The following is a 26,100-nucleotide window of genomic DNA, read 5'->3' on the forward strand; positions in this document are numbered from 1 at the left end:
GACAGAGCGGTGATGACGCCGACGCCAGGAGCCGTCATTAGCAACCGAGCCGTCTCCGCGACAAAATTTTTTGCCGGTGCGACAATCTGTCGTTCGTCTGGGCCTGCCACCGCTGGCAGTCGCCGCTGTTCGCAGAAAATTGATGGCCTTTATGGTGGCCTTCATGACCACGAGCCGACGCAGACATATTTTAATTCAGTCACTTAGATCAAAAATTCGATCCCGGCCAGGGGCACCACTACCTTCTTCACTGACCGACCCGATGCCCGCCCCCTGAAACCGCGAGTTTCCGGGGTGTTTTGCTCTATTTGCGTATGTTGACCGTCGTGTGAGCCGCAAAAATCGTTGGCCTCCCGCAGCGGCAGGCCAAAACATGCAGCCGAGCATCGCCATCGGGAATGCCAAAGCCCCGAGAGAGGTTTCGGGATCGGCATAAAACTCGTTGGAGAAGCTCCAACCTGGAATTGAAATCAATATAAAGTATTGATTTCGCAGTGTTTTCCCTTGTTACCGAGCCGGTTCGTCCAGCATAAGCGCGGCAATTGCCGAGAACCGCACGGGCATGAACGACAAGACGACCGGGATTGCTGCGATTTATGCAGCCGAGCGGCAGAATCTGCGGCTGCGGCTGATTCAACGCGGCCTCGATGCGCAGCAGGCCTCCGACGCCGTGCAGGATATCTTCCTGCGCCTGCTACGGTCTCCTCCCGCCGATCTTCGTGACCCCGGTGCCTACCTGCGTCGCTCGGCCGATACCATGGCCATTGACCACTGGCGGCGCCAACACCGCCATTTCGCTTTGTTCGCGCCCCTCCCGGCCGAGGAACTCGCGGTTTCCGACGAGGCGGCATCCATCGAAGGACAATTCGTGGCACGCGAACGCGACCAGCGTTTGCGACGCGCAATCGCGGAGCTCCCCCCGCGTAGCCGCGAGGTCCTGCTCCTCCACAAATACGAGGGCTTGAGCTACGCCGAGATCGCTCTCCGGCTCGGCATCGCGCGCAACACCGTCATGGTCCATCTCGCCAATGCGATGCGCAGCTTGCGCGCTGCGATGCGCGCCTCCGACTAATGCTTTCGCGCCTGCGGATCGTCTATTGAGAAGGGGCTATTCCGGGTGCCAAAGGTCAGGCCGTGGGCCGCAATGGTAAGTCCGGCCCAGGACATTGCTATGGAAGATCACGCTGAAGAAACGCCCGACGAGCAGGCGCTGCAATGGTTCGTCCGGCTGCGCGACGGCCAGGTGCGCCCCGCCGAGCAAAAGGCGTTCGACACGTGGTTGGCGACGAACCCTGATCATGCGCGCGCCTGGGCAGAGCTCGAGACCATCTGGCAGGACCTCGATCAAGTCGCACCCGCTGAACGGCCAGCCATCGCCGCGTCGTCGGTCGCGCCCGTGGCCAGACCGCGGCGGTGGCGGCAGGGCATTCTCGCGGTTGCGGCATCGCTTGTGCTGGCCGCGGGCCTGGCGAGCCTGCTCGCGCAGTCCGATTGGCTTGCCGATTACAGAACCGCAGCTGGAGAGCGCAGGATCGTCACCCTCACCGATGGCTCGCAGGTCGAACTGGCCCCTGCCTCCGCTATCGATGTCGATCTGACAACGACCCGGCGCACGGTCAGGCTGCTATCGGGCCAAGCTTTCTTCACGGTCGCGAGCGATCCGAACCGGCCCTTCTCCGTGACCGCGCGCGGGGGAACCCTGACCGCTCTCGGCACGGCCTTCGATGTCAAGCTGGGTCTTGGGGCAGCGGTTCGGTTGCAGTCGATGAGAGCCGCGTCGAGGTTCGGGTGCCGGGAGCTCCCGGCGTCGTCGTCGGCACTGGTCAGGGCGTCGGCTACGAAGGCACCGCGATCTCGCGGCCGGGCCCGCTCGACCCGGGCGAGATCGGCGACTGGCGCCGGGGCAGGCTGGTTTTCCATGATGTTCGGTTGGCCGAAGCTATTGCCGATCTTGAACGCTATAGCGGCGGCCATATCCAGATCCTGTCTGGCGCAGCGGCGCAGCGGCGCGTGACGGCCGTGCTCGACGCGCGCAGCCCTGCAGCCGGCATAGACATGCTCGCCAGCGGCCTCGGATTGCGGGTCGTACGCCCCTTCGAGTGGTTGACCTTGCTGCTGCCCTTCTGAAGATATTTTTCGCAACGCAATAATGACTCCGCCCGCCGCCGGCGTCTTACCCCTGCGAGGGCCCCGATAGTCACGGCCCTCGTATCGATGGGGATCGACGATGGGTATTCGGGTTGGGGCGCGGCTTGTCCGCCGGGCAGGACTGGCTGCGGCGCTGTGCGGGACCGCTCTCGCGGCGGGAATTGTCGCCGTCCCGGCGATGGCGCAAGGCGTCCGAACGGTCGATATCCCCGCTCAATCCGTTTCCTCCGCGCTGATCGCCTTTTCGCGGCAAACCGGCGTCGCCGTCGTCGCCCCGGCCTCGGCGACCGCAGGAAAGCGGTCCACTGCGGTCTCGGGCCCCCTATCGTCCGAGGCGGCCCTTGCTCGTCTTCTGGCCGGCACCGGGCTCAACTTCCGCTTCACCGGCGCGACAAGCGTGACCATCAGCGCAGCGGTGCCTGTTGCAACTGCCGGCGCAGCCATTCCCGAAGGCGTGATCGCGCTCGATACGATCGACGTGGCCGGCAACCCGCTCGCACGCGGAGGCGTCAGCGAGATCCTCATCGGACCACGCGAGCTGGAGCGCAAGAACCCCTCGGATATCCGCGATGTCTTTGCCAGCGAACCGCGCGTGAAGGTCGGCGGCTCCACCCCGATGTCGCAGAAGGTCTATGTCAACGGCGTGGAGGAGACCAATCTGGCCGTCACCATCGACGGCAGCCGGCAGAACAACAAGGTCTTCCACCACAACGGCACGACGCTGATCGATCCGTCGTTCCTGAGGGCGGCACGTGTCGATGCCGGCGTGGCGCCGGCCGATGCCGGCCCCGGAGCGCTCGCCGGCGCGATCGCCTACGAGACGAAGGACGCGCGCGACTTCCTGACGGGCAACGGCGTCGGCGCTTTCGCGAAGACGCAGTTCAGCAGCAACGGCCCCGTCTTCACCAACAACCTGGCAGGCTATGCCCGGTATGAAGGTTTCGACATCCTCGCCTACGGAACGCTCGGCAAAGGCGACAACTACAAGGCCGGCAACGGCCAGGAAGTCCTCGGCACCAAGACCGATCTGTTGAGCGGCCTGTTCAAGATGGGCTGGGAAGCTCCTTCAGGCGACCGCTTCCAGATCAGCCATGAGCGCGTCCGCGACGATGCCCTCAGGCCTTTCCGCGGCAATATCGGCTTCATCACAGGCCGCCCCGTCTGGGAGCCGCGGGTTCGCCGCTACGAGATCGACCGGCAGAACACGGTCTTCACCTATAGCCGCACCTCCGCGCTCGGCTGGTGGGACCCAAGGCGGTCCTCGCCTACAGCCGAACGGATGTCGACACGCCGATCTTCGAGCGGCCGGTCGGCGCCAGCCCCCTCCCCGTGACGTATCCGGGCACCGGCGTCACCGACAGCTTCAACGGCAAGGTCGAGAACCGCTTCGGCTTCGGCGATTTCGGCAGCGTCACCGCCGGCGTCGACTTCTACAAGGACAAGGCACTCTACAAGGACCGCAACATGCGGGTGAACGAAAAGGCCAGCAATCTCGGCGTCTACGCGCAAGCGCGGCTGAAGCCGTTCGAGCGCGCGCGCCTCTCCTTCGGCCTGCGCGGCGACCAGCAGTGGTTCACCGGAACAACCGGGCAAGAGTTCGACAATGCCGGCCTGTCGCGCAACATCTCGGGCGAGTTCGACCTCATTCCCGAGCACCTGACGGTCAGGGCCGGCTATTCCCATGTCTGGGGCGGCGTCCAGCTCGCCGAGAATTTCATCATGAATCCGGCCTGGCGCTACGGCAACGGCATGCGACCGGCGACCTCGGACAATGTGATGGCCGGCCTCGTCGCGCGCTGGCACGGCTTCACCCTGGAGGGCTCGGTCTTCCGCACCGAAGTGGAGAATGCCCGCGCCGCGCGCTTTGCCGTCGCCAGCGCCACCTTGCTGCGCGACATCGAATCCCATGGCTACGAGATCGGCCTCGGCTATGCCTGGGAGGACGGTTTCATCCGCGGCAAATATGCGAGCGTGAACGTCATGATCGACGGGCAGCGCGCGGATTCAGACACCGGGACCTATCTTGCCACACCGATCGGAGACGTCTTCACGCTGACGGCCGCCCATACCTTCCGGCAATGGGGCGTGACCGTCGGCGGCGATATCGAGATCGTGCGCGACTACAAGAAGGTCGCCCCCGGCAACCTGCCGCTCAAGGGCTACGAGGTCGTCAATCTCTTTGCCGAGTACAAGCCGCTGCAGCTGCAGAACCTGATACTGCGTGCCGAGGTCAAGAACCTGCTCGACCAGACCTATGCCGATCGCGCCACCTACGGGCAGGAGTTCGGCACGGTGACACCGCTCTACCAGCCCGGCCGGGCGTTCGTCCTCAGCGCATCGGCGCGCTTCTGATGCGCCTGCTCGGCATCCTGGCCTTCCTGATCCTGCTCCTTCCGTCCGCGGGGACAGGCCGGGAGGTCGTCGATCTCGCAGGGCGCAAGGTCAGCGTGCCGGACAAGGTCGAGCGCATCATCATCGGCGAAGGCCGCTACCTGCCGGCCCTCGCGATCCTCGACCGGGGTGATCCCGTGGCCCGGCTTGTGGGAATGATGGGGGATTACGAGGCCGTCGATCCCGTCAGCTATGCCCGATATCGCGAACGCTTCCCGGCCCTCGACAAGGTCAAGCGGATCGGTCGCAACACGCGCGACAGCTTCAGCATCGAGCAGGCCATCACGGCCTCCCCCCAGGTCGCGATCTTCAGCCTTTACGGCCACGGCCCGGACACGCGCTCCGGCGAGGTCATCCGCGCGCTCGAAGCGGCGGGTGTCGCCATCGTCTTCATCGATTTCCGCAACGATCCGCTGGTCAACACGCCCCGGTCACTGGAACTTCTCGGAACGCTCCTCGGCCGCGAGGCGGAAGCGGCGGAGTTCATCTCGGTATGGCGGGCGGCATTGGCGGCCGTGACGGAGCGACTGGCATCGGCGCGGCCGAAACCGACGCGCGTCTTCGTCGAGAGCCGCGTCGGGCTCGGGATGGGGTGCTGCGAAACCATGACCCGGGGCATGATGGGGCGCTTCGTCACCGCGGCCGGCGGCGTCAATATCGCGGAGGACATCCTGCCGGGCGAGGCCGGCGTCGTCAGCCTGGAATGGCTCATCTCCAACCCGCCCGAGGTCTACATCGGCACAGCGATCGGCAGCGGCCTGCAGCACGACGAGGCTCCGTGGCTGGCTCTGGGGCCGGGTGTGGAGGCGGCCGCGTCACGCGAGCGTCTCGCTCGCTCGATGGCGCGCACAGGCATAGCCGGGCTCGATGCGGTACGCGACGGCCGTGCCCATGCCGTCTGGCACCACTTCTACAACTCGCCTTTCAACGTCGTCGCCGTGCAGGCTTTCGCGCAATGGCTCCATCCGCAGCTCTTCGCCGATCTTGACCCGAAAGCGCTGCTGGCAACGATGCAGCAGCGCTTCCAGCCCGTATCGCTCGACGGCACCTATTGGACGAGCCTTCGCTGAAATGGACGAGATGAACGACGGCGCCAATCCGCGACACAGCCGAGCAGATATCGCGACCGGCAATGCCTCCCTTTATCTCCAGCAGCTCTGCAAACACTTCGCCCACAAACTAGACGTCGAATTCGACAAGCAGGTGGGAAGCGTCCGTTTTTCAATCGGGCATTGTAAGCTCCTGGCACAGGATGGCTGGCTTCGGTTGTGCCTGGATGCGCCAGATTCCGATGCTCTCCAGCAACTGCAAGAGGTCGTCGAACGTCACCTCGTCCGCTTCGCGTTTCGCGAGCACCTGTCCATCGAATGGCGACGGGACTTCCCGGTCAGGGATAGCCGATAGCGCGACACCTCATGCTGCGGCGACGTTCGTCCGCATCCAGCCGGATGCCGGGCGTCAGTTCCACGGTGGGATCTCGGCTATCTCTCGCGCGCGACGCGGAAACCGTTCGTATAGAAGCGCACATCGGCTTCGTATTTGAAGCGGGCGGCCGAGCGCAGGTAGCGCGGATCATTGTTGAAGGAGCCGCCCCGCAGCACACGTTCGCGGCATCCCGGAACCGTGTAGGCGCTGCCGTCGCGGGGCGCGCTGCGATAGGTTTCGCTCCAGCAGTCGGCAACCCATTCGGCGGCGTTGCCGGCCATGTCGTAGAGGCCGAAGGCATTCGGCGGAAACTGGCCGACCGGCACGGCGCTGCGGCGCGTCTGGTCGTTGCAGCCGAGGCAGTTCGCCCGGTCTTTCGTCATGGACTGGCCCCAAGGGTAGACTGTCGTCGTGCCCGCGCGCGCGGCATATTCCCATTCGCTTTCGGTCGGGAGGCGATATCGCTTGCCTGTCCGCGTCGAAAGCCAGGCGACATAGGCGCCCGCATCGTTCCAGTGAATGTCGGTGACCGGGCGTCTGCCGCGTCCCAGCCCGCGGTCATCCGGCCGATAGCTGCAGCCGCCCTGATCGACGCAGAGATCCCACTCCTCGAACGTCACTTCCCGCGTCCCGAGATAGAAACCCCGGACGGTCACGGGATGGACCGGCTTCTCGAACTCGTAGAGGTCGTTGGAGCCCATCTGGAAGGTGCCGGCCGGGATCTCGACCAGTTCCGGGCAGCCCGCACAGTCGCGTAGCGGTGCACCCGCGGGCTGGGATGACGACGAGGGACTCGAGGCCGCGGTCGGCGCAGCTGCAGCCGCCTTGCCGCGGTAGAGCTGCTCGCGGGTGCGGGCCAGTGCGGTGAAGCGCCCGTTCGGATAGGCGTCGAGATAAGCGCGGTACTCCGTCGCGTTCTCGCTGTTCCGGATCGATTCCCAGAAGGCGAGTTCATAGGCGTCCTGGGGTGCGCCCGCTGTTTCAGGAGGTGGAATCACCGCGCGGTTGGTCTGCGCCACCGCAACCGGGCGGGCGATGGGCGTGACCACGAGGCCTTTTGGCGGCTCGGAGGACAGCCAGGCCTGCTGGCTGCGCCGGCTTTCGCGCGCGATGGCGTCCCGCGTTTGCTTCAGCGCCGCGGTCATGTCGAGCCCGGGGGTTCGGATCGCCTTCAGCCAGGCTTCGACGGCGCGATTGCCGGCATCGGCAACGGTCCTGCCCGGTGCGGCCGGGAACAGCACGGCGATGCTTTCCATCGGCTCCAGCGGCAGCAGGCCCTTCCCCTTTCCCTGCCAGGGATTGTCCCGGCTGGCGTCGATGAAAAGCAGGGCGCTCGCCGGCCTGGCGACGATCAGCGGGTCGATGATCTCGTCGAGATCGACCGCGTCCTGGGCGCCGTTCTGCGGTGGCAGCAAAAAATTGCGGTTCCGCTGCTGGATCGCATGGCCGCTGTAGAAGACCACGGCCTGCGCCCCTCGCGTGAGCTTGCCCGTAAAGGCGGCTATGGCCTGCCGCAGCTCGGTGCGGCCGGCATTGTCGACGGCGACGACATCGAAGCCACCCGCGCGAAGGGTGTCGGCGACGGCGCGGCCTTGCGGGACCGCGTTGCCGATCGCCGCCTCCGGATAGGAGCCGTTGGCGACGACGAGCGCCACGCGCGCGGCCTCGCCCGTCTGCTGGGCGTGGCCGGGCACGGACGACAGCGCCTGCAGCACGACAGCCATGGCGAGGAAGCGCAACCAGCCCATCTGCAGATCGAATCCTTTCCGGCTAGCGCACATAAACCGTGATCTTCTGCGACATCACGGGCGGATCATGCGGCGTATGCGTATGGTCGCCCAGCAGCAATTGCAGCGTATGCCGCCCCTTGGGCAGCGTGACGACGACCTCGGTCTGGCCGTTGCCGAGGTGGATGTTGTTGTAGTCGGACGGGATGGGCTGGTCCGGCGGGCCGGGCTCGGTATCGATCAGCAGGTGATGATGCCCGGTCCTGGCATGGGCGACACCGGCCGGGGCAACGCCCATGCCGCGCAGGCCGATCCGCACTGTGAACCGTTCGGGGACGCTCAATCCGTCGAGCGGATAGTGGAAATAGACCTGGGCGCCGGCCGGAGCCTGCTGGCGTGCGGGCGTCTGTGCGGCGGCATCGGACGGCCATCCTTGCCAGGCGGCCAGCGCGATGAGAAGGGCGGCTGTGGCGGCTGAGCGGATCATCGACGCCTCGTCGCTCTGGGGCCGCCCGGCGCCACGGTCACCGTGATGCGCTCCGACATGACCGGCGGATCATGCGGCACATGGTTTTCATCGGCGAGCAGAAGCTGGAACGTGTGCCGGCCGGTTGGCAGCGTCAGGCGGTATTCGGTCTGGCCGCCGCCGAGATGGATATGGTTGAGGTCGGCCGGGATCGGATCGCCGAACGACGGCGGCTGCGTATCGACCAGCAGGTGATGGTGGCCGGTATTCGGCTTTGCGACACCGGCGGGGGCGACCCCCATGTTGCGCAGGCCGAAGCGGATCGTCGAGGTCGGGAAGATCGTGTCGCCGTCCTTCGGATAGATGAAGTAGACCGCGGCGTCGTTGGGCGATGCTGTCCGCGCGCGGCCGGCTGCGCCCGCCGGATTGGACGCGGCAGCCGCCTGCGCATCGGCGACCACGCGGACGCGGATGCGCTCGGACACCACAGGAGGATCGTGCGGCACATGCTCGTGATCGCCCATCAGCAGTTGCAGCGTGTGTTCGCCGGGCGGCAGGGAGAGCTCGACCTCGGTCTGGCCACGCCCGAAATGCAGATGGTTGAAGTCGCTCGGGATCTCGCGGTCGAGCGCCGGCAGCTCGGTATCGACCAGCAGATGGTGATGGCCGCCATTGTGGCTGGTCGTGCCGGCCGGCGTCACCGTGATGCCCGCCGCTCCGAAGCGTATTTTGGCCCGGCTGGAGATCGTCGCTCCGTCCTGGAGATCGATGAAGAAGACGCGGGCGCCGGGCTCGCCCGCCGAGCGCGGCTTCTCCGCCGCCGCCGAGACGTCCACCGTGATGCGCTCCGACACCACCGGAGGATCGTGCGGCACGTGGTTGTGGTCGGCGAAGAGAAGCTGGAGCGTGTGTTTGCCCGGCGTCAGGGCGATCTCGGCCTCGGTCTGGCCGCCGCCGAAATGGATGTGGTTGAAATCGCTCGGGATCGGCTGATCGAGCGGCGGCAGCTCGGTGTCGATCAGCAAATGATGATGCCCGGCATCGCGTTTCGCTTCGCCGGCCGGAGCGACGTCCATGCCGGAGATGGCGAACCTCACGGTGAATTTGCCCGGCACCTGCGCCTTGTCGGCGAGGCCGACGAAGGAGAGCCGGGCAGCAGCCGGGGCCGGGCTGCGCTGCCGGGCGCGCTCCTGGGCCGGCGCGGCGACGATCGGGATCGCCAGCGCCGCTGCCAGACTGAACCAGAGAACCGCCGGCGCAAGGCGAAGCATGAGCGTCTTCCTTCCCCGGGACGATGTGTCGAAGGCTATCAGCGGCGACTGGAGCCTTCAAGCAAAACGCCGTCACGTTTCGCCGAGGACTATGCTTTGTTCTGGAGGCGGCCAAGATCATGCATTAGCATGACGCAAGGAAGGCACCCATGATCTTCGTTGCCAGACTCTGCGGGCTCATCCTGCTCATCTTGTCCGGCTTGGCCATCGCCCAGCCGCTACCGGAGCGCCGCGTCGCGCTCGTGATCGGCAACTCCAGCTATCGAAACGCGCCCGTGCTGCCCAATACGGTGAACGACGCGCGCGACATGGTGGTGGCGTTGCGCAAGGTCGGCTTCGAGGTGGTCGACGGCATCGATCTGGACAAGCGCGGCATGGATGCGGCGCTCACGCGTTTCGCAAGGCTCGTGCAGGATGCCGACACCGCGATGTTCTACTTCGCCGGCCATGGCTTCCAGTTCAACGGCGAAAATTATCTGGTGCCTGTGGAGGCAAAGATCGAGGACGAGGTCGGCGTCCAGTACGAGACGACCCGGCTCAACGACGTCGTCACCGCCTTGAACTACGCCAAGGGCGTCAAGATCATGGTGCTCGATGCCTGCCGCAACAATCCTTTCGTTGGCCTCCTCGCCAAGCGGCAGGCAACGCGCGGCTTCTCCGTCGGCTCGGGCCTCGCCCCGGTCCAACGGGCGCAGGGAATGGTCATCGCCTATGCGACGCAGGCCAACGATGTCGCCGCCGACGGCATCGGCCGCAACAGCCCCTTCACGGCGGCGCTGGTGCGCGAGATCGATCACCCCGGGCTGGAGGTGGCGACCCTGTTCCGCCGCGTTCAGAAAAGCGTCTACGACGCGACGGCGGGCAAGCAGACGCCGGAACTGTCGCTTTCCCTGCTCGGTGATTTCTATCTCAACCGCGAGGAGACGGATGCCGATGTCTGGCGCCGTATCCGCGCCAGCGACGAGCCCGCCGCGCTGCAGGCGTTCATCCAGCGCTATCCCGCGAGCTTTTTCGCCATCGACGCCCGCACGCGGCTGGACCTGATCGAGCGCCGATCCTCCGCGTCGAGCGAGCGCGACAAGCTTGCGCGCGAGTTCGCCGAACGCGAACGCGCTCTGCTTCAACGTCTCGAACGGGCGGAACAGGGCCGGCGCCAGGCCGCCGACGATCTCGCCCGCAAGGATCTCGGCGAAGCGGTCGTCGCCGCGCCGCCTGCGAAACCCACGGACTCCCCGCCGCCCGCTACCGCTGCCCCCGCCGCCCCCGCGCCCCGCGCCCAGGACAAGGCCGAGAGGGCACGCCTCGCCGACGAACTGGCCCGTCGCGAAACCGAGCTCGCGGCGATCGAAGTGGAGAAGCGGCGGCTGTCGGAGGAGCGTCAGGCCGTCGAGCAGGCGATGGCGGCGCGGCTCGGCGCTGCACCGCTGTCGCAGGATCGATCGACCCAGCCGGTCGCGCTGCCCGGCAGCGCCTCGCGCCTCCCGGAGACCGCACCCGGAGCGATGCCGAGGGGACGGGCGTCGGCGGGCTGCGCCGAACTCCTGCTGCGGGCCCAGCTCGGCGATCTGACACCGGCCGGGCGCGAGCAATTGCAGCACTGCCGCTGAGACAACGGGGCGGGGCTCGGCCACCGTCCTGAACCGGAAAGGTTAGGCATGACAGGCTTGTTCCGCTTCAAGGGTCTCCTGATCGGCTTGGCCCTGCTGGCCGGTGGCACGTCGGCCTTGGCCCAGACGACCCCGCCCACGCCCGTTCCGTTCCCGGATGCGCTCCGGAAAGCGGCCGACGATCTGTTCGGCAAGGCAGCGGTTTCCGGCCAGCAGGTCGAACTGGTCATCGACCCGCTCATCGACGCAGCCTCGGGCGCGCAGTCGACGGCGACGCGTTCGATGCAGCAGAGCTTGATGGAGATCGTTCGCTCGGCCTATCCGCGCTTCACCGTCCTGCCTTTCGACAGCGAGGCCCTGGCGCGCAAGCCGGTGGTTCTGGTCGGCACCTTCACAGCCATCAACAACCAGGGCGTACCGGACGGGCCGCGCGACGCCTATCGGATCTGCCTGACGCTTGCCGACCTGAAATCCAACAGCGTCGTTTCCAAAGGAGTATCGCGCGCGCGTGTGGACGGCGTCGACGCCACCCCGACGCCGTATTACCGCGACGCGCCGCTCTGGTCCAAGGATCAGGCCACGGAGGCCTACATCAAGACCTGCCAGGGCACGAAGCTCGGGGACCCGATCGACCCGTCCTATGTCGAGAAGCTCACGGCGAATGCGCTGATCAACGACGGCATCCTCGCCTATGAGACGCAGCATTTCCGCGAGGCACYCGCCTTCTACAGGACGGCGCGCAAGCTGCCGGGCGGCGAGCAGCATCGCGTCAGGATCGGCACCTATCTCGCGGCCACCAGGCTCGCGCGACGGGACGACATGGTCGATGCCTTCGGCGATCTCGTCGATTACGGGCTGGGGGCTGACCAGCTCATGGTCAAGCTGCTGTTCAAGCCGGGCACCACGCAGTTCATCGACAACTCGCAGGTCACGGAGCCCTATCCGATGTGGCTGAGCCAGATCGCGACGCGGGCGCGCCAGAAGGGCGCCTGTCTCGAGATCGTCGGCCATACCTCGCATACCGGCCTGCCGCAGGTGAACGAGCGGCTTTCCGTCTTGCGGGCGCAATTCGTCATGGACCTCCTGCTGACCGGCGCGCCCGACAACCGCGGCCGCATGATCGCGACCGGCCGCGGCTTCAAGGAGAACCTCGTCGGAACCGGCAAGGACGACGCCAGCGACGCGCTCGACCGCCGGGTCGAGTTCAAGGTGATCGGCTGCTAGCAATAACCCTTCACCGGGCAACGATGGCGACGGGCGTCCCGACAATCGGGCAGTTGAGCGCTGCATCCACGGGCGCAGTCCCAACTGTGCGCCGGATTCCATAATCTCGCCTGCCAGGTTCAATCCTCGATCGTTAAGCTCTGAATTGCGCCCGGTTCTCGCAAGAACCGCGAGGCGGGCGATCCCGCCGGCAGGCGCAGCACGTCTATGGGATCCTCCATCGAGCTCGGGCCGGCACCGGGAGTTCCACCGGGCTCCCCGCCGGCAGCGGCATAGGAATTGGCCCACGAATACGCCGCATCATCTGCCGTCTCGRACTATTCCGATTTGAGGGAACAGTTCGCCTGCGGGCGCCGTTGTCATCGCTATCAGGCCGCCGGCTCCCAAGCCTGGCCGCAGCCTCCAGACTTTCACCGCCCCTCGCCTATCGCATAGGAGATCGACCGTGACGCTCCGAACGCTGGCTCCCGATGACAAGATCGAGATCACGCTCAACCTGAACGGCCGTCCGGTTCGAACCGAGGTTGGGCCTTCGACGACACTGCTCGACCTGCTGCGCAATCAGCTCGGGCTGACCGGTACGAAGAAGGGCTGCGACCACGGCCAGTGCGGCGCCTGCACGGTCTTGATCGAAGGCCAGCGCATCAACGCCTGTCTGAAGCTCGCAGTGATGATGGATGGACGGGAGATTACGACGATCGAGGGGCTGGCGCAGGGCGACGATATGCATCCCCTGCAGCGTGCCTTCATCGAACGCGATGCGTTCCAGTGCGGGTACTGCACACCGGGCCAGATCTGCTCCGCGGTCGCGCTCCTGGCCGAGGGGCACGCTCACGACCGCGAAGAGATCCGCGAGCTGATGAGCGGGAACATCTGCCGTTGCGGCGCCTATCCGAACATCGTCGATGCGATCGAGGATGTGATGGGGCAACGGCAAGGCTATATCCGGGAGGCGGCAGAATGAACCGCTTCTCTTACCTCAGGGCCGAAAGCGTCGAAGGGGCCCTGGCCGCCCTGGCCGCCGATCCCGCCGCGAAGATCGTGGCTGGCGGGACAAACCTCCTCGACCTGATGAAATACGATGTCGAGCAGCCGAGCCGCCTGATCGACATAACCCGCATCGAAGGCCTCGACGAGATCACTCAAAGCGAGCGCGGCATCATGATCGGCGCGCTCGTCTCGAACACGACGATCGCCTATCATCCGGCGGTTGCCGAGAATTTCCCGCTGCTGTCGAGCGCCATCCTGGCGGGCGCCACGCCGCAGCTGCGAAACGCCGCGACCGCGGGCGGCAACATCAACCAGCGGACGCGCTGCTATTACTTTTACGATGCCGCGCTGCCCTGCAACAAGCGCGAACCAGGCAGTGGCTGCCCGGCTTTGGAGGGCGTCAACCGCAACCACGCCATTCTGGGTGCGAGCGACGACTGCATCGCCACGCACCCATCCGACATGTGCGTCGCCCTCGCCGCGCTCGATGCCCTCATCCATATCGCCGGCCCGCAAGGGCAGCGGACGATTCCGATCGCGCAATATCATCGTCTGCCCGATGGCTCGCCGGAACGCGACACGACGCTCGGCGCCGATGAACTGGTGATCGGCATCGAAATCCCCGCCGAGGCCCGACGCTTCATGGGCAACCATACCTATCTGAAACTTCGTGACCGGCTGTCCTATGCATTCGCGCTGGTCTCGGTCGCCGCGGGCCTGCAGATGGAAGGAGATACCATCGCCGACGCGCGCATCGCGCTTGGCGGAGTCGCTCACAAACCCTGGCGCCGCCCGCAAGCCGAGGAGGTGTTGATCGGGCGCGCTGCCGACGAGACCAGCTTTGCCGCGGCCGCCGACGTGCTGCTGGAAGGCGCCCAGGGCCGCAAGCACAACGCCTTCAAGATCGAGCTGGCCCGTCGCGCCATCATTCGCGCTCTCGGCCAGGCTGCGGCCGGCACGCCGCAATCCCAGTCCGACAAGCGCATCGCCTGAAGGAGCCGGCATCATGCTCAGGAACGATCCCCATGTCGGCTCGCCGCGCAGCCGCATCGACGGTGTCGCCAAGGTCGCCGGCCGTGCCACCTACGCCGCCGAATTCGACGCGCCCGGCCTGGTGCATGGCTACATTGTCGACAGTGCCATTCCACGCGGCCGCATCGTAGCGCTCGATCTGAATGCGGCTCTTGCGATTCCTGGCGTCATCAAGATCTTCACACATGAAGACCGTCCCAAGACCGCATGGTTCGACAGGAGCTACCGCGACCAGGTCGCACCGCCCGGCAAGCCGTTGCGGCCTCTCTATGATGATCGGATCCACCACAGCGATCAGCCGATCGCGCTGGTGGTCGCGGAGACCCTGGAGGCGGCGCGCGAAGCGGCCTCGCTGATCGGCGTAACCTATGAGCGCGCGCCTCACGAGACCGATCTTGAACGCGCCCGCCATGACAGCTATGTGCCGCCCAAGAAGCGTTCCGGCATCGCCCCGCCGCCCGATCCCAAGGGCGATGCGGCCGGCGCCTTCTCAGAATCTCCGATCAAGGTCAGCGCCGAATACGAACTCGCGATCGAGCATCACAATCCGATGGAGCTCCACGGCACGACGGTGGTCTGGGAGGGCGGCGGCAAGATAACCGTCCATGACAAGACCCAGGGCACCCTGAACACGCATGGCTATATCTCCTCGGTTTTCGGCCTTGCGAGCGACGATGTCAGGGTTGTCTCGCCGTTCGTGGGCGGCGCCTTCGGCTCGGCGCTCAGGCCGCACCACCAGCTCTTTCTCGCCGTGATGGCTTCGCTGGCGCTCGAACGCTCCGTTCGCGTGGAGATGACGCGAGCCCAGATGTTCAGCCATGTCCATCGCCCGCAGGCGATCAACACGGTGGCGATCGGTGCGGACGCCGACGGACATATCCGCTCGCTGCAGCATAATGCAGTCGCGGCGACATCGCGCTACGAGGACTACCAGGAGAACGTCGTCAACTGGTCGGGCATGCTCTATCACAGCGACGCGACGCAGCTGGGCTACGAACTCGCCAAGCTCGACATTCCCACTCCCGGCGACATGCGCGCTCCGGGTGCGCCGACAGGGCTTTTCGCTCTCGAGAGCGCGATGGACGAGTTGGCCTATGCGACCGGCATCGACCCGATCGAGTTGCGCTTGCGGAACTATACCGATCGCGACGAGAACGACGACAAGCCGCTGACCTCGAAGGAACTGCGCGCCTGCTATGCCGAAGGGGCCGCCCGCTTCGGCTGGAGCAAGCGCAATCCAGCGCCACGTGCGACGCGCGCCGGCAAGGAACTCGTCGGCTGGGGCATGGCCAGCGGTGTCTGGGAAGCGATGATGATGAAATCATCGGCCCGGGCCAGATTGGGCCGCGACGGCCGCCTCGAAATCGGCTGTGCGACGTCGGATATCGGAACGGGCACCTACACGATCCTGGCGCAGATCGGGGCCGACGCGCTGGGGCTGGATCTCGATGCGGTGAGCGTGAAGCTCGGCGATTCATCGCTCGCGATGGCTCCCATCCAGGGCGGCTCCTGGACCGCCGCTTCCTCCGGCAGCGCGGTCATGCTGACCTGCAGGAAGCTTTGCGAAACCCTGCTCAAATACGCTGGGGCCGTTGAAGGATCGCCGCTCGCAGGCGCTGCGATAGAGGACATCGCCTTCGGCGGGGGCTACATCCGCTTGCGCACCGCGCCCGACCGAACTGTGTCCATCGCGGACGCGCTGACGGCCGCCGGCGTCGACCATGTCGAGGCGGAAGAGACTGCAAGCCCCGGCCTTATCGGCCCGCTGCGGCACGCCTCCTATACGCATTCCGCCGTCTTCGCCGAGGTTCATGTCGATGAGGAACTCGACATCGTGCGCGTGACGCGTGTGGTCAGCGCGGTCGCCGCCGGGCGCATTCTCAATCCGAAGACCGCACGCAGCCAGATCATGGGCGGCGTGGTCTGGGGCATCGGCATGGCCCTCCACGAGGAGACGATGACCGACCATCGCTTCGGCCGGTTCATGAACCGCAACCTCGGCGAATATCATGTGCCTGTTAATGCCGACATCGACGGGATCGAGGTGATCTTCGTCGAGGAGCACGACGAGAAAGTCAGCCCTATCGGCGTGAAGGGGCTCGGCGAGATCGGCGTCGTCGGGACCGCTGCCGCTATCGCCAACGCGATCTTCCATGCGACCGGCAAACGGGTCAGGAGCCTGCCGATCACTGTCGACAAGCTGATGGCCGCCTGACGGCGCATGCTTGCTACTCCGGTCGCTCGGTTCCCTGCCGCCGGCTGGGAACATCGTCCAGCCGTTCCCGTTGTCCGCAGGCTGAAAGAGGGGTGATCGATGCGGCTGCGGGCCAAGGCTGAACTGAAATATTCCTTTGCCGAGCCGACCCAGATCATCGGGCTGTTGCACGCGGCGAAATCGCCCGACCAACTGCTTTTGTCGGAGGTGCTCGAAGTCAGCCCGGACACACCGGTTTCCGTGGACGAAGGCCTTTCGGGAGATCGCCGTTTCCGTGCCTGCCTTTCGGGCGAAGTCTCGGTTGCCTATCAGGCCGAAGTCGAGAACAACGCCCGGCAACTGTTGCCCGTAGCGGGACGCCAACATGTCTGGGGCGAGTTACCCGTCGAGGTTCTCCCCTACCTGCTGCCGAGCAGATTCTGTCCCAGCGATCAGTTCCAGCGGTTTTCGCAGCGGGAATTCGGAGCGGCCGGCGATGGCGTCGCGCGCGTCATGGCGATCCTCGACTGGATCAATCGCCACGTCGACTATGTCCACGGCGTCAGCACGGCCGAGTCGACGGCAGCTCATACATTCACGGTCCGCGCGGGCGTCTGCCGCGACTTCACCCATCTCGGCATCACGCTCTGCCGGGCACTTTCCATCCCGGCACGGGCTGTGAGCGCCTATGCGTTCGAGCTTGATCCACCCGACTTTCATGCCGTCATGGAGGTCTATCTGGAAAACGACTGGTGGTTGATCGACACGACACGGCTGGCGCCCGTCGAAGGTCTCGTGCGCATCGCTCATGGCCGAGACGCGGCAGACATCGCTTTCCTGACCACCGACAAGCCCTGCCAGTTGATCAATCAGACCGTCCAGGTCGAACGGCTGTGAAGGAGAGTGCGCCGTGAACCAGGCAACCGTCACCGCGCTTCATCTCGAAGAACGGGATGGCGTACCGAACAATCCCCGGCTCCCGGTGCTGGTCTATGAGGCGGCCTTTTCGCCCGAGACACCCGATCTGGCTGCGGCGATGGAAAAGCGCTTTGCCGAGAACGGCTGGCCGCCACAATGGCGAAACGGCATCTACGATTTCCACCACTACCACTCGCAGGGACATGAAGTGCTCGGCATCGCCGCAGGATCGGCCGACATCACGCTGGGAGGCCCGTGCGGCCGAGACCTGACGATCCGGGCCGGCGATGTCTTGCTGCTTCCCGCCGGCACCGGTCATTGTCGCGTCGAAGCATCGGACGATTTCCTCGTGATCGGGGCCTATCCGCCCGGCCAGAGCGCCGACATCCTGCGCGATGCGCCGACTGCGGCGATCCGGGCTGCGATCGCACGTCTCTCGTTCCCTCCGACCGATCCGGTTCGCGGCGAAGACGGCCCACTCAGCCGGTACTGGGGCGAAATGCTCTGAGGCTCGGCGCTCGTTCTGAACGAATTGCGCCGTTCCGGAACCGTATCCAGCCATCTCTCCTCGTGCAGCGCCGACCAGCAGCACACCGGCACCTGCCGACGCCGGCAGGTGCCTGGGCCTCAGGCGCCTAGCTCTGCGTCGCGTCCGAATTGCAGCGCTGCAGCATGCGCGAGGCGGCCGTGACACCCGTCAGCGAGAACGTATAGGTCGTCGCGTTGCCGCGGGCGGAGCGTGCTTCCAGCACCATGTCATTGCCGGCCCGCATCGCGGCGAGCAGCGCCGGCTCGCGTTCGAGGCGTTCGATCCAGGCATTGCTACCTTCGGTCAACATGCGGAAGCTGTTGTCGCCGATGGTGACGGTCACGATGGAATCCTTGGCGAAATCGTAGCCCGCCTGGAAACTCGATTCCGTGTCGCTGCCGCGCGCACCCGTCTGCACAAAGAAGAGAACCTCGCCATGGCGCAGCTCCGATGGTTCTTCCATCTGCGGCTTGCTCATGATGAAGCAACGCTGCGTATCACCGTTTTCATAGGCAGCCGCATTCCAGGCGTTGAACTGCCCAAGCAGTTTTGGGGTGGCGGCTTCAGCTGCCGAGGCTCCCAGAACGACGAGGAATATCGCCGAGAGTGCATTTTTGATCATCGTCTCATCTCCTTTGCCCGATCAAGGTGGAAAGAAGAGCCTTACCGAGGCGTTAACATGGCCTCGATAATGTGTGCGTCGATGCAGCGCAGGTTTCCGATCGCGACGTGCTCACCCTCAGTGACAGCGCCTCTGCGGCTGATGTGAGAGAGGAAGTTCTGCGCCGTTTTCGAGGCCGGAGGAGGCGGCTAGACCGGCCATATCGTCGAGCCGGCCAAGGGCAGTGACCTTGCTGTGTGAAAGCCGGAATGCGAAAAGGGCTCGTCGTCGGCGTCCCGTCGGCTCGGCGCTGAATACTGCCTGGTCGGCAGCGTTTGCGCCCTGCGGGATCGGGCCGGCGCTCAGGATCGGATCGATCGTAGCGGCTGGACCAAACCTTGCGCATCCTCGTCATCAATCCCAACACCATGCCGGAAATGACGGCCCTGGTCGGGCGCGTGATCGAGCCCTATCTGCCGCCACAGGCGACGCTCGTGCCGGTGACAGGGCGTTTCGGTGCGCATTACATCGCCAGCCGCAGCGCCAGCGTCGTGGCCGCCCACGCCGCGCTGGAGGCCTTCGCCGAGCATGGGCAAGGCTGCGACGGTGTCTATCTCGCCTGCTTCGGCGATCCCGGCCTGCTCGCGCTCAAGGAAATGGCGCGCATCCCGGTCGTCGGCATGGCGGAAGCGAGCAGCCGTCTTGCCGCTGAACAGGCGGAGCGCTTCGCCATCGTCACCGGTGGCGAGCGCTGGGGGCCGATGCTGCACGAATTCGTCGGCTCGATCGGCCTCGGCGACCGCCTCGCCGCCGTCGAGACGGTCGCTCCCACCGGGGCCGACATCGCCCTCGATCCCGATGGCTCCATCGCGATGCTGGCGGAAGCCTGCCGCCGTGTGGCGCGGCGCGACGGCGCCGGCGCGGTCATTCTCGGTGGCGCCGGCCTGGCCGGACTTGCCGCCCGGGTCCAGCCTCATGTCGACATTCCCGTGATCTGCTCGGCCGAAGCCGGCATCCGGATGCTGCTCGGCGCGCTCGACCAGCCCTTGCGCAAGCCCCTGAGCGGCGATCTCGCCCTGCCGCCCCCCGTCACCAGCACGGGGCTTTCCGACGGGCTGGCCCGCCTGCTGGCGCACCCCTGAAAGAGCCGGCGTCATTCTCGGGCGGCGCGAAACGCAGACCCGAGAATCCCGATCAGGAGATGCTCGGGTCGAGCCCGAGCATGACGGCGCCAACCTATTTGCCGGCCAGTGATGTGCCGTTGAGCCCGGCGATCCAGTCCGACAACATCGGCACGTAGTCGTCGCCATGGCCGCTCGCCACCGCCGCGGCGTAGCTGTTCTTCACCGCGTTGCCGATCGGATTGGCGACGCCGGCCTTGTTGGCCACGCTCTCGAGATAGCGCACATCCTTCAGCGCGTTGCTGAGCGTGAACTTGTGGGCGTCCCTGTCGCGCTCCAGCACGTATTTCATGAAGGTCTGGTAGAAGCCGCAATCCATGCGGCTGCCGCGCAGCACGCTGTCGAAGGTCTGGGGCGAGATCCCGATCTTCTGGCCGAGCGTCAGCGCCTCCGCATAGATCGCGGCATAGCCCAGCGACAGGAAGTTGTTGATCAGCTTCATCTTGTGGCCGTCGCCGACCGGGCCGAGATGCACGATCTTCTGCGCCCAGGCCTCGCAGGCCGGCTTGATGCGCGCGAAGATTTCGGGCGAGGCGCCGATCATCGCGGAGAGCTGCCCTTGCGCCGCCTGGGCCGGCGTGCCGCCGAGCGGCGCGTCGGCGAGATGCAGGCCCTTCGCCTCCAGCTCCGCGGCAAGCCTGACCGTCACCGTCGGGTCGGAGGTCGAGCAGTCGACGATCACCGTGCCCGGCTTTGCGCCGGCGATGATGCCGTTCTCGCCCGTCACCACGGCCTCGACCTGGGCCGAGCCGGTGACGCACAGGAAGATGATGGTCGAACGTGCCGCCAGTTCCCTTGGCGTCTTCGCCTCGACCGCGCCGGCCGCGACCAGCTCCTCGACCGGCTTGCGGTTGCGATGTCCCATCACGGTGAGCGGAAAGCCCTTGTCGACGAGATTGCGGGCCATGCCCTGCCCCATCAGGCCGACGCCGATGAAGCCCACGGACTCTTTGGTTGCAGTCATCTTCAAATTCTCCCGCTGATATGGTTGAGATGAAACGTGACGTGGAGAAAACGACCCGACTCGCCGGCTATCGCGAGGTCAGCGCTCACAATGGACGAGACATGACTGCCGACGGCCCGCCCGAGACCAGCCGGACCAGAAGCCCGACCGCGGTGGGTCCTTCCGGCCGCAACCGTGTGACCCTGCAGATCATCGCCGACCATCTTTCCGTCTCGACCGCGACGGTGTCGCTCGCTTTGCGCGGCTCGCCGCTCGTCGCCGAGGCGACGCGCGAGCGCGTGCGGGAGATCGCCCGCTCGATGGGCTACAGCTACAACCGCAGCGCCGCCTCGCTGCGGACCGACCGGACCAACATCATCGGTGTCGGCTTTCACGACATCACCAATCCCTATTTTGCCGAGCTTCTAGCTGCGATCGAGGAAACCGCCGGCCGGCACGGCCGTTCGATCCTGCTCGGCACCTATGCCGAGAATCGCGACAAGCAGGCCCGCGTGCTCGGCATCCTCTCCGAGTATCGCCCGGACGGCATGATCCTCTGCTCGGCTGGCGGCAGCACCGTGGAGAGCCTGGCTCCGCTGATCGATGCCGGCGTGCCGATCGTCCAGCTCTCGCGCGAGATCGCCGGGGCCGACCTCGATTTCGTCGGCTCCGACGACCGCCACGGCACGACCCAGGCCATGGAACACCTGATCGGGATCGGCCATCGCCGGATCGCCTTCCTCTGCGCCAATGAGAGCATCTCGACCGGGCGCAACCGCTACGCCGGCTATCGTGCGGCGCTCGTACGCTTCGGCCTGCCGTTCGACCCGGCTCTCGTGCATTTCGACTATGGCACCCGCGAAACCGGCCTGAAAGGCATCCAGAACGTGCTCGATGCTGCCAACCCGCCGACCGCGGCCGTCTGCATGAACGATCTCGCCGCCTTCGGCGCCGTGCTCGGCCTGCGCCATCGCGGGCTCGAGGCCGGCCGCGATTTCTCGATCGTCGGCTGCGACGACGTGAAGGAGGCCGCCCAGTGGTTTCCCGCCCTCACCACCGTCCACAACTTCCAGAACGAGATGGGCGCGAAGTCGGCCGAGTTCCTGCTGAACCGGATCGCCAACCCGGCCGCGCCGACCCAGCGCCTGCTGCTGACGCCCGCGCTGATCATCCGCGGGACGACCTGCCCGCCGCGCTGAGCCGAGCTCAGGCATCGTTGGCGGGCTTCGCGTTGAGCGCCCGGTAGGCCCTGACCACCTGCGAATCGTCGCGCCCACCATGGCCGAGGCCGGACGAGGCGAGGAACATCTGATGGGCGGCCGCCGCCAGCGGCAGCGCCGTCTTCGCCGCGCGCCCGGCGTCGAGCACGATGCCGAGATCCTTGACGAAGATGTCGACCGCGCTCGCCACGGCCGGATCGGGCTCATGCATGCGCGGCCCGCGATCCCTGAGCATCCAGGACGAGGCGGCCGAGCCGCCCATGATCTCGAACAGCAGGCGCCCGTCGATGCCGGCCTTCTCGGCCAGCGACAGCGCCTCCGCGGCGACGGCGATATGGACGCCGCAGAGCAGCTGGTTGACGGTCTTCACCGTCGCGCCCTGCCCCGCCTTCTCGCCGACATGGAAGACCTTGTCGCCGAGCGCGTCGAGCACAGGCTTCGCCCGCGCGAAGCTCTCGCTCGGCGCCCCGACCATGATCGTCAGCGTCGCGTTGCGCGCGCCGTTGACGCCCCCCGAGACCGGGGCATCGATGAAATGCCGGCCTGTCTTCACGACCTCCGCCGCGATCGCCTCCGCCTCACCCGGCGGGCAGGTCGCCATCAGGATCACGGTCGCGCCAGGAGCAAGCGCTTCCAGCGCGCCGGCCTCGAACAGCACCGCGCGCGCCTGGGCGGCGTTGACCACCATTAGCACCAGCGCTTCGGCACCGTCCGCGGCGTCCCTGGCACTGATAGCGGCGTGCCCGCCGGCGGCGACCAGCGCCTCTCGCACGGCCTCGCGCATGTCGAAGCCGGTGACGCGGAACTGCTTCGTGACGAGGTTCTCGGCCATCGGCGCGCCCATGGCGCCAAGCCCGACGAAGGCGATGGTGGAGATCGATTTATCGGTCATGCGAACGGGTACTCTTTGAACGAAAGCGGGCACGGCTCACGCCATGCCCGCGATGGGGGAAGCCGGCCCGCGCCAGGCCGGCGCCGAAGCCGGTTACTCCTTCACCGCACCCGTCATCGAGGCAACGTAATAGTCGACGAAGAAGGAATAGAGGATCGCGACCGGGATCGAGCCCAAGAGCGCGCCGGCCATCAGCGAGCCCCAGTGATAGACGTCGCCCTCCACGAGCTGGGTCAGCACCGCGACCGGCACCGTCTTCTTCTCCGCCGACTGGATGAAGGCGAGCGCGTAGATGAACTCGTTCCAGGACAGGGTGAAGGCGAAGATGCCGGCCGAGATCAGGCCGGGCATGGCGAGCGGCAAGGTGATGCGCCACAGGGTTTGCAGCCGCGTCGCCCCGTCGATCATCGCGCATTCCTCGAGCTCATAGGGGATCGACTTGAAATAGCCGATCAGGAGCCAGGTGCAGAAGGGGATGAGGAAGGTCGGATAGGTCAGGATCAACGCCAGCGGCGAGTCGAACAGGCCGAACTGGAAGATCAGCGTCGCCAGCGGGATGAACAGAATCGAGGGCGGCACGAGATAAGCGAGATAGATCGCGAGTCCGACATATTGCGAGCCCTTGAACCGCAGCCGCTGAATCGCATAGGCGGCGAGCACGCTGGAAAACAGCGAGAGCGCAGTCGCCACCGCCGCGACCATCATCGTGGTCCAGAGCCATTGCGGATAATCGGTCTGGAACAGCAGCTTGTTGATGTTCTCGAGCGTCGGCGACTTCACCCAGAACGGGTTGTTGTTCTTGTAGTCGAGCAGCTCCGCGTTCGGTTTGATCGCGGTGATCGCCATCCAGTAGAACGGGAACAGCAGCACGAGCAGGAAGAGCGACAGCGGCAGGTACAGCATGATGAAGCGCCGCGGGCCGGACGACCAGTCGATGACGCCTTCACGCTCCTTGTCCTTGAGATGCGGACGCGCGCTGAGGGCCTGATCAGTCATTGTCTTCCCCCTGCTGCCACTTGCGCCGGGCAAGGCCGAAATAGCTGAACAGCGTCGCCATCACGAGGAACGGGATCATCGCCACCGCGATCGCCGCGCCCTCGCCGAGCTGACCGCCTGGAATGCCGCGCTGGAAGGCGAGCGTCGCCATCAGATGCGTCGCGTTCACCGGTCCGCCGCGGGTGATGGCGTAGACGAGCTGGAAATCGGTGAAGGTGAACAGCACCGAGAAGGTCAGCACGATCGCCAGGATCGGCATCAGCATCGGGAAGGTCACGTGCCGAAAGCGCTGCCAGGCATTGGCGCCATCGAGCATCGCTGCTTCGTACAGCGCCGGCGAGATGGTCTGCAGGCCGGCGAGAAGCGAGATCGCGACGAAGGGGATGCCGCGCCAGATATTCGCCGCGATCAGCGAGAAGCGCGCCGGCCAGGGCTGTCCGAGGAAGTCGATATAGGTGTCGCGCCAGCCGAGCACGTCGACCAGCACGTAGGAGATGATCGAGAACTGCGGATCGTAGATCCACCAGAAGGCGATGGCCGAGAGCACCGTCGGCACGATCCAGGGAATCAGGATGATCGCCCGCAGCAGCGACTTCATCGGCAGATGGTTGTTGAGCAGCAACGCCAGCCACAGGCCGAGGGCGAATTTCCCGATCGTCGCCACCCCCGTATAGAGCAGCGTGTTCCAGACTGCGGTGATGAAGACCCGGTCGTACCAGAGCGATTGGAAATTCTCGAACCCGATGAAATTACCGGCGCGGCCGATGCGCGTATCGGTGAAGGCGAGCCAGATGCCCAGGCCCAGCGGGTAGCTGAGAAAGACCAGCAGGAAGCCCGCCGCGGGCAGCAGGCAGAGGAAGATCAGGAACGGTTTATAGTCGAACAGACGCACCAGCCAGTTTTGCTGCAGGCTGTAGACGGTTCGCGATTCGACGGCAGCTATCGCCATGGCGCGCTCGCATTTTGGACCGGCATTCCCGGCCGCCGACCATGGACGGCGGCCGGGAAAAGCGGGTCAGGTCCGATAGTAGCGCTTGGCGCGGCGCTCGGCTTCAGCAGCGGCTTCCTCCGGCGTCGCCTGGCCGGCGCAGACCGAGGCGACCATCTGGACGACGACGTATTCGGCGTTGACCGTGCCGGCGGCCTCGTTGATCGAGCCCTTGTAGCCGCTCCAGAGCGCGCGCTCCCAGGTGTCGCGATAGACCAGGATCTTCGGGTCGCCCGACCACACCTTGCTCTCGGCGAAGCCCTTCAGCGGCTGGGTCCAGTAGCCGAAGCAGCCGGTCAGCCACTTGTCGTACTGCTCCTTCTCCATCATGAAGCGGAGATATTCCTTGGCCGCGTTCGGGAACTTGGTGTGTTTGAACGCCATGGCGTTGATCACCAGGGCAGGCTCGGACGGGCGTCCGAACGGGCCGACCGGCATGGTCGCGTGGTTCAGGTCCTTGGCGATCGCCGCGGTCTTCTCGTCCTTCGAGTTCTTGATCGAGAAGTAGAGTGAGACGCCGTTCTGGGTGACGCCGATTTCGCCGGCCGTCAGCGCCTTGTTGTTGCTGATGTCGAGCCAGGAGAGCGTGCCGGGAATGAAGGTCTCGTAGAGCGCCTTGGCGTATTTCAGTGCCGCGACCGTCTCCTTCGAATTGATCGCGACCTTGTTGTTCTCGTCGACCATGTAGCCGCCATGGGTCCAGACGAGCCAGTTGCAGAAGGCGTTGCCGTCGCCGACCGCGTTGCCGAGCGCGAAGCCGGCCGGATGGCCGTTGGCCTTGAGCTTGCGGCAGAGGTTGAGAAAGCCGTCGAGATCCTTCGGGAAGGTATCGAAGCCCGCTTCCTTGACCCAGGATTCGCGATACACCGCCGGCGCGCCGGAAGCGCCCATCGGGATCGAGATCCACTGGTTGGTCTTGTCCTTCTTGCCGTATTTCTCGGCGATCGGGTACCAGCCGCCATATTTCTTGCCGAGATCCTCGGCGATCGGCGTGAGGTCGATCAACTTGTCGGAGAAGATGTGCGGATCATCCGCCCAGCCGACGACGATATCGGGCCCGGCACCGGTATTGGCGGTGACCGCCGTCTGCGGCCGCAGGTCTTCCCAGCCGGCATAGTCGACCCGGACCGGCACGCCCGTCGCCTTGGTGAAGGCCTCGGTGTTCTCGTTGAAGATCGCCTGGTCGGGATCGACGAATTTGGTCGGGCGCAGGACACGCAGTGTCGCGCCCTTCTCGATATTGGCCTGTGCTATCGCAGGCGCCAGCGGCAGCGTGGCCCCTGCTGCAAGCCCCGCGCCGATCAGCACGTCTCTTCTGGAAATGCTCATGAAACCGTCTCCTCCGTTGGCGCGGCGG

Annotated in this window: 24 protein-coding genes; 15 read left to right on the forward strand and 9 right to left on the reverse strand. The window is 65.8% G+C overall.

What is annotated here, in order from left to right:
- Positions 1-562: 562 nt before the first annotated feature.
- From AC1DVA_RS17825 to AC1DVA_RS17850, 6 genes are all read left to right on the forward strand, one after another.
- On the forward strand, positions 563-1,072 hold the full coding sequence (locus AC1DVA_RS17825) for an RNA polymerase sigma factor (RefSeq protein WP_265050204.1): 510 nt from the start codon (positions 563-565) through the stop codon (positions 1,070-1,072).
- A gap of 99 nt (positions 1,073-1,171) precedes the next feature.
- Entirely contained in the window at positions 1,172-2,014 is an 843-nt protein-coding gene (locus tag AC1DVA_RS17830) for a FecR domain-containing protein (RefSeq protein WP_476806768.1), read from the forward strand.
- 213 nt (positions 2,015-2,227) lie between these two features.
- Positions 2,228-3,481, forward strand: coding sequence for a TonB-dependent receptor (locus tag AC1DVA_RS17835; protein WP_476806769.1), 1,254 nt, complete (start codon positions 2,228-2,230; stop codon positions 3,479-3,481).
- Positions 3,478-4,500, forward strand: a complete 1,023-nt coding sequence (locus tag AC1DVA_RS17840; RefSeq protein WP_476806770.1) for a TonB-dependent receptor domain-containing protein — start codon at positions 3,478-3,480, stop codon at positions 4,498-4,500. Before AC1DVA_RS17835 ends, AC1DVA_RS17840 begins: the two co-directional genes overlap by 4 nt.
- Positions 4,500-5,609: an ABC transporter substrate-binding protein gene (locus AC1DVA_RS17845; protein ID WP_265050207.1), complete on the forward strand. Its 1,110-nt coding sequence runs from the start codon at positions 4,500-4,502 to the stop codon at positions 5,607-5,609. Before AC1DVA_RS17840 ends, AC1DVA_RS17845 begins: the two co-directional genes overlap by 1 nt.
- Position 5,610: 1 nt before the next feature.
- Positions 5,611-5,943: a DUF2218 domain-containing protein gene (locus AC1DVA_RS17850; protein WP_265050208.1), complete on the forward strand. Its 333-nt coding sequence runs from the start codon at positions 5,611-5,613 to the stop codon at positions 5,941-5,943.
- A gap of 77 nt (positions 5,944-6,020) precedes the next feature.
- Here AC1DVA_RS17850 and AC1DVA_RS17855 read toward each other — a convergent pair whose 3' ends face one another.
- Genes AC1DVA_RS17855 through AC1DVA_RS17865 form a run of 3 tightly spaced genes read right to left on the reverse strand, consistent with a single transcriptional unit; the run spans position 6,021 to position 9,428 of the window.
- Positions 6,021-7,712: an SUMF1/EgtB/PvdO family nonheme iron enzyme gene (locus AC1DVA_RS17855; protein ID WP_476806771.1), complete on the reverse strand. Its 1,692-nt coding sequence runs from the start codon at positions 7,710-7,712 to the stop codon at positions 6,021-6,023.
- Between the two features lie 22 nt (positions 7,713-7,734).
- Positions 7,735-8,178 (reverse strand): DUF4399 domain-containing protein, encoded by a 444-nt coding sequence (locus AC1DVA_RS17860; RefSeq protein ID WP_265050210.1) that lies wholly within the window; start codon positions 8,176-8,178, stop codon positions 7,735-7,737.
- A complete protein-coding gene (locus AC1DVA_RS17865; protein WP_476806772.1) occupies positions 8,175-9,428 on the reverse strand; it encodes a DUF4399 domain-containing protein in 1,254 nt (417 codons plus the stop codon). The genes AC1DVA_RS17860 and AC1DVA_RS17865 overlap by 4 nt, the downstream gene beginning before the upstream one ends.
- 149 nt (positions 9,429-9,577) lie before the next feature.
- On the opposite strand from AC1DVA_RS17865, the gene AC1DVA_RS17870 reads away from it, so the two are divergent.
- The 7 genes from AC1DVA_RS17870 to AC1DVA_RS17900 all read left to right on the forward strand — a co-directional run bounded on the left by AC1DVA_RS17870 (position 9,578) and on the right by AC1DVA_RS17900 (position 17,901).
- Positions 9,578-11,035, forward strand: a complete 1,458-nt coding sequence (locus AC1DVA_RS17870; RefSeq protein ID WP_265050212.1) for a caspase family protein — start codon at positions 9,578-9,580, stop codon at positions 11,033-11,035.
- 48 nt (positions 11,036-11,083) lie between these two features.
- Positions 11,084-12,259, forward strand: a complete 1,176-nt coding sequence (locus tag AC1DVA_RS17875; RefSeq protein WP_476806773.1) for an OmpA family protein — start codon at positions 11,084-11,086, stop codon at positions 12,257-12,259.
- A 445-nt stretch (positions 12,260-12,704) separates the two neighbouring features.
- The gene (locus AC1DVA_RS17880; protein ID WP_476806774.1) at positions 12,705-13,223 is read left to right on the forward strand and encodes a (2Fe-2S)-binding protein; all 519 of its coding nucleotides are present in this window, start codon (positions 12,705-12,707) and stop codon (positions 13,221-13,223) included.
- The gene (locus tag AC1DVA_RS17885; RefSeq protein ID WP_265050214.1) at positions 13,220-14,242 is read left to right on the forward strand and encodes an FAD binding domain-containing protein; all 1,023 of its coding nucleotides are present in this window, start codon (positions 13,220-13,222) and stop codon (positions 14,240-14,242) included. The genes AC1DVA_RS17880 and AC1DVA_RS17885 overlap by 4 nt, the downstream gene beginning before the upstream one ends.
- Before the next feature lie 13 nt (positions 14,243-14,255).
- Positions 14,256-16,496: a xanthine dehydrogenase family protein molybdopterin-binding subunit gene (locus tag AC1DVA_RS17890; RefSeq protein WP_476806775.1), complete on the forward strand. Its 2,241-nt coding sequence runs from the start codon at positions 14,256-14,258 to the stop codon at positions 16,494-16,496.
- A gap of 99 nt (positions 16,497-16,595) precedes the next feature.
- Entirely contained in the window at positions 16,596-17,372 is a 777-nt protein-coding gene (locus AC1DVA_RS17895) for a transglutaminase-like domain-containing protein (RefSeq protein WP_476806776.1), read from the forward strand.
- A gap of 13 nt (positions 17,373-17,385) precedes the next feature.
- Positions 17,386-17,901: a cupin gene (locus tag AC1DVA_RS17900; protein ID WP_476806777.1), complete on the forward strand. Its 516-nt coding sequence runs from the start codon at positions 17,386-17,388 to the stop codon at positions 17,899-17,901.
- A gap of 127 nt (positions 17,902-18,028) precedes the next feature.
- Here AC1DVA_RS17900 and AC1DVA_RS17905 read toward each other — a convergent pair whose 3' ends face one another.
- A complete protein-coding gene (locus AC1DVA_RS17905; protein WP_265050217.1) occupies positions 18,029-18,544 on the reverse strand; it encodes an invasion associated locus B family protein in 516 nt (171 codons plus the stop codon).
- Positions 18,545-18,921: 377 nt separating this feature from the next.
- Between AC1DVA_RS17905 and AC1DVA_RS17910 the strand changes: the two genes are divergently transcribed.
- Positions 18,922-19,665: an aspartate/glutamate racemase family protein gene (locus AC1DVA_RS17910; protein WP_476806778.1), complete on the forward strand. Its 744-nt coding sequence runs from the start codon at positions 18,922-18,924 to the stop codon at positions 19,663-19,665.
- Positions 19,666-19,759: 94 nt separating this feature from the next.
- Here AC1DVA_RS17910 and AC1DVA_RS17915 read toward each other — a convergent pair whose 3' ends face one another.
- Entirely contained in the window at positions 19,760-20,674 is a 915-nt protein-coding gene (locus tag AC1DVA_RS17915; protein ID WP_265050219.1) for an NAD(P)-dependent oxidoreductase, read from the reverse strand.
- Positions 20,675-20,769: 95 nt separating this feature from the next.
- Here AC1DVA_RS17915 and AC1DVA_RS17920 point away from each other — a divergent pair, with 95 nt between their 5' ends.
- Positions 20,770-21,846 carry a LacI family DNA-binding transcriptional regulator gene (locus tag AC1DVA_RS17920; protein WP_265050220.1) on the forward strand — a complete coding sequence of 359 codons (1,077 nt, stop codon included), beginning with the start codon at positions 20,770-20,772 and terminating at the stop codon, positions 21,844-21,846.
- A 7-nt stretch (positions 21,847-21,853) separates the two neighbouring features.
- Here the strand turns inward: AC1DVA_RS17920 and AC1DVA_RS17925 are convergent, their stop codons facing one another.
- The 4 genes from AC1DVA_RS17925 to AC1DVA_RS17940 form a co-directional block, all read right to left on the reverse strand.
- Positions 21,854-22,759 (reverse strand): NAD(P)-dependent oxidoreductase, encoded by a 906-nt coding sequence (locus AC1DVA_RS17925; protein WP_265050221.1) that lies wholly within the window; start codon positions 22,757-22,759, stop codon positions 21,854-21,856.
- A 93-nt stretch (positions 22,760-22,852) separates the two neighbouring features.
- Positions 22,853-23,755, reverse strand: coding sequence for a carbohydrate ABC transporter permease (locus tag AC1DVA_RS17930; protein ID WP_265050222.1), 903 nt, complete (start codon positions 23,753-23,755; stop codon positions 22,853-22,855).
- Positions 23,748-24,704 (reverse strand): carbohydrate ABC transporter permease, encoded by a 957-nt coding sequence (locus AC1DVA_RS17935; protein WP_265050223.1) that lies wholly within the window; start codon positions 24,702-24,704, stop codon positions 23,748-23,750. Before AC1DVA_RS17935 ends, AC1DVA_RS17930 begins: the two co-directional genes overlap by 8 nt.
- A gap of 66 nt (positions 24,705-24,770) precedes the next feature.
- Positions 24,771-26,072: an ABC transporter substrate-binding protein gene (locus tag AC1DVA_RS17940; protein WP_476806779.1), complete on the reverse strand. Its 1,302-nt coding sequence runs from the start codon at positions 26,070-26,072 to the stop codon at positions 24,771-24,773.
- Between the last annotated feature and the right edge of the window lie 28 nt (positions 26,073-26,100).

It is taken from the genome of Allobosea sp. P4_C6, from assembly GCF_056402015.1.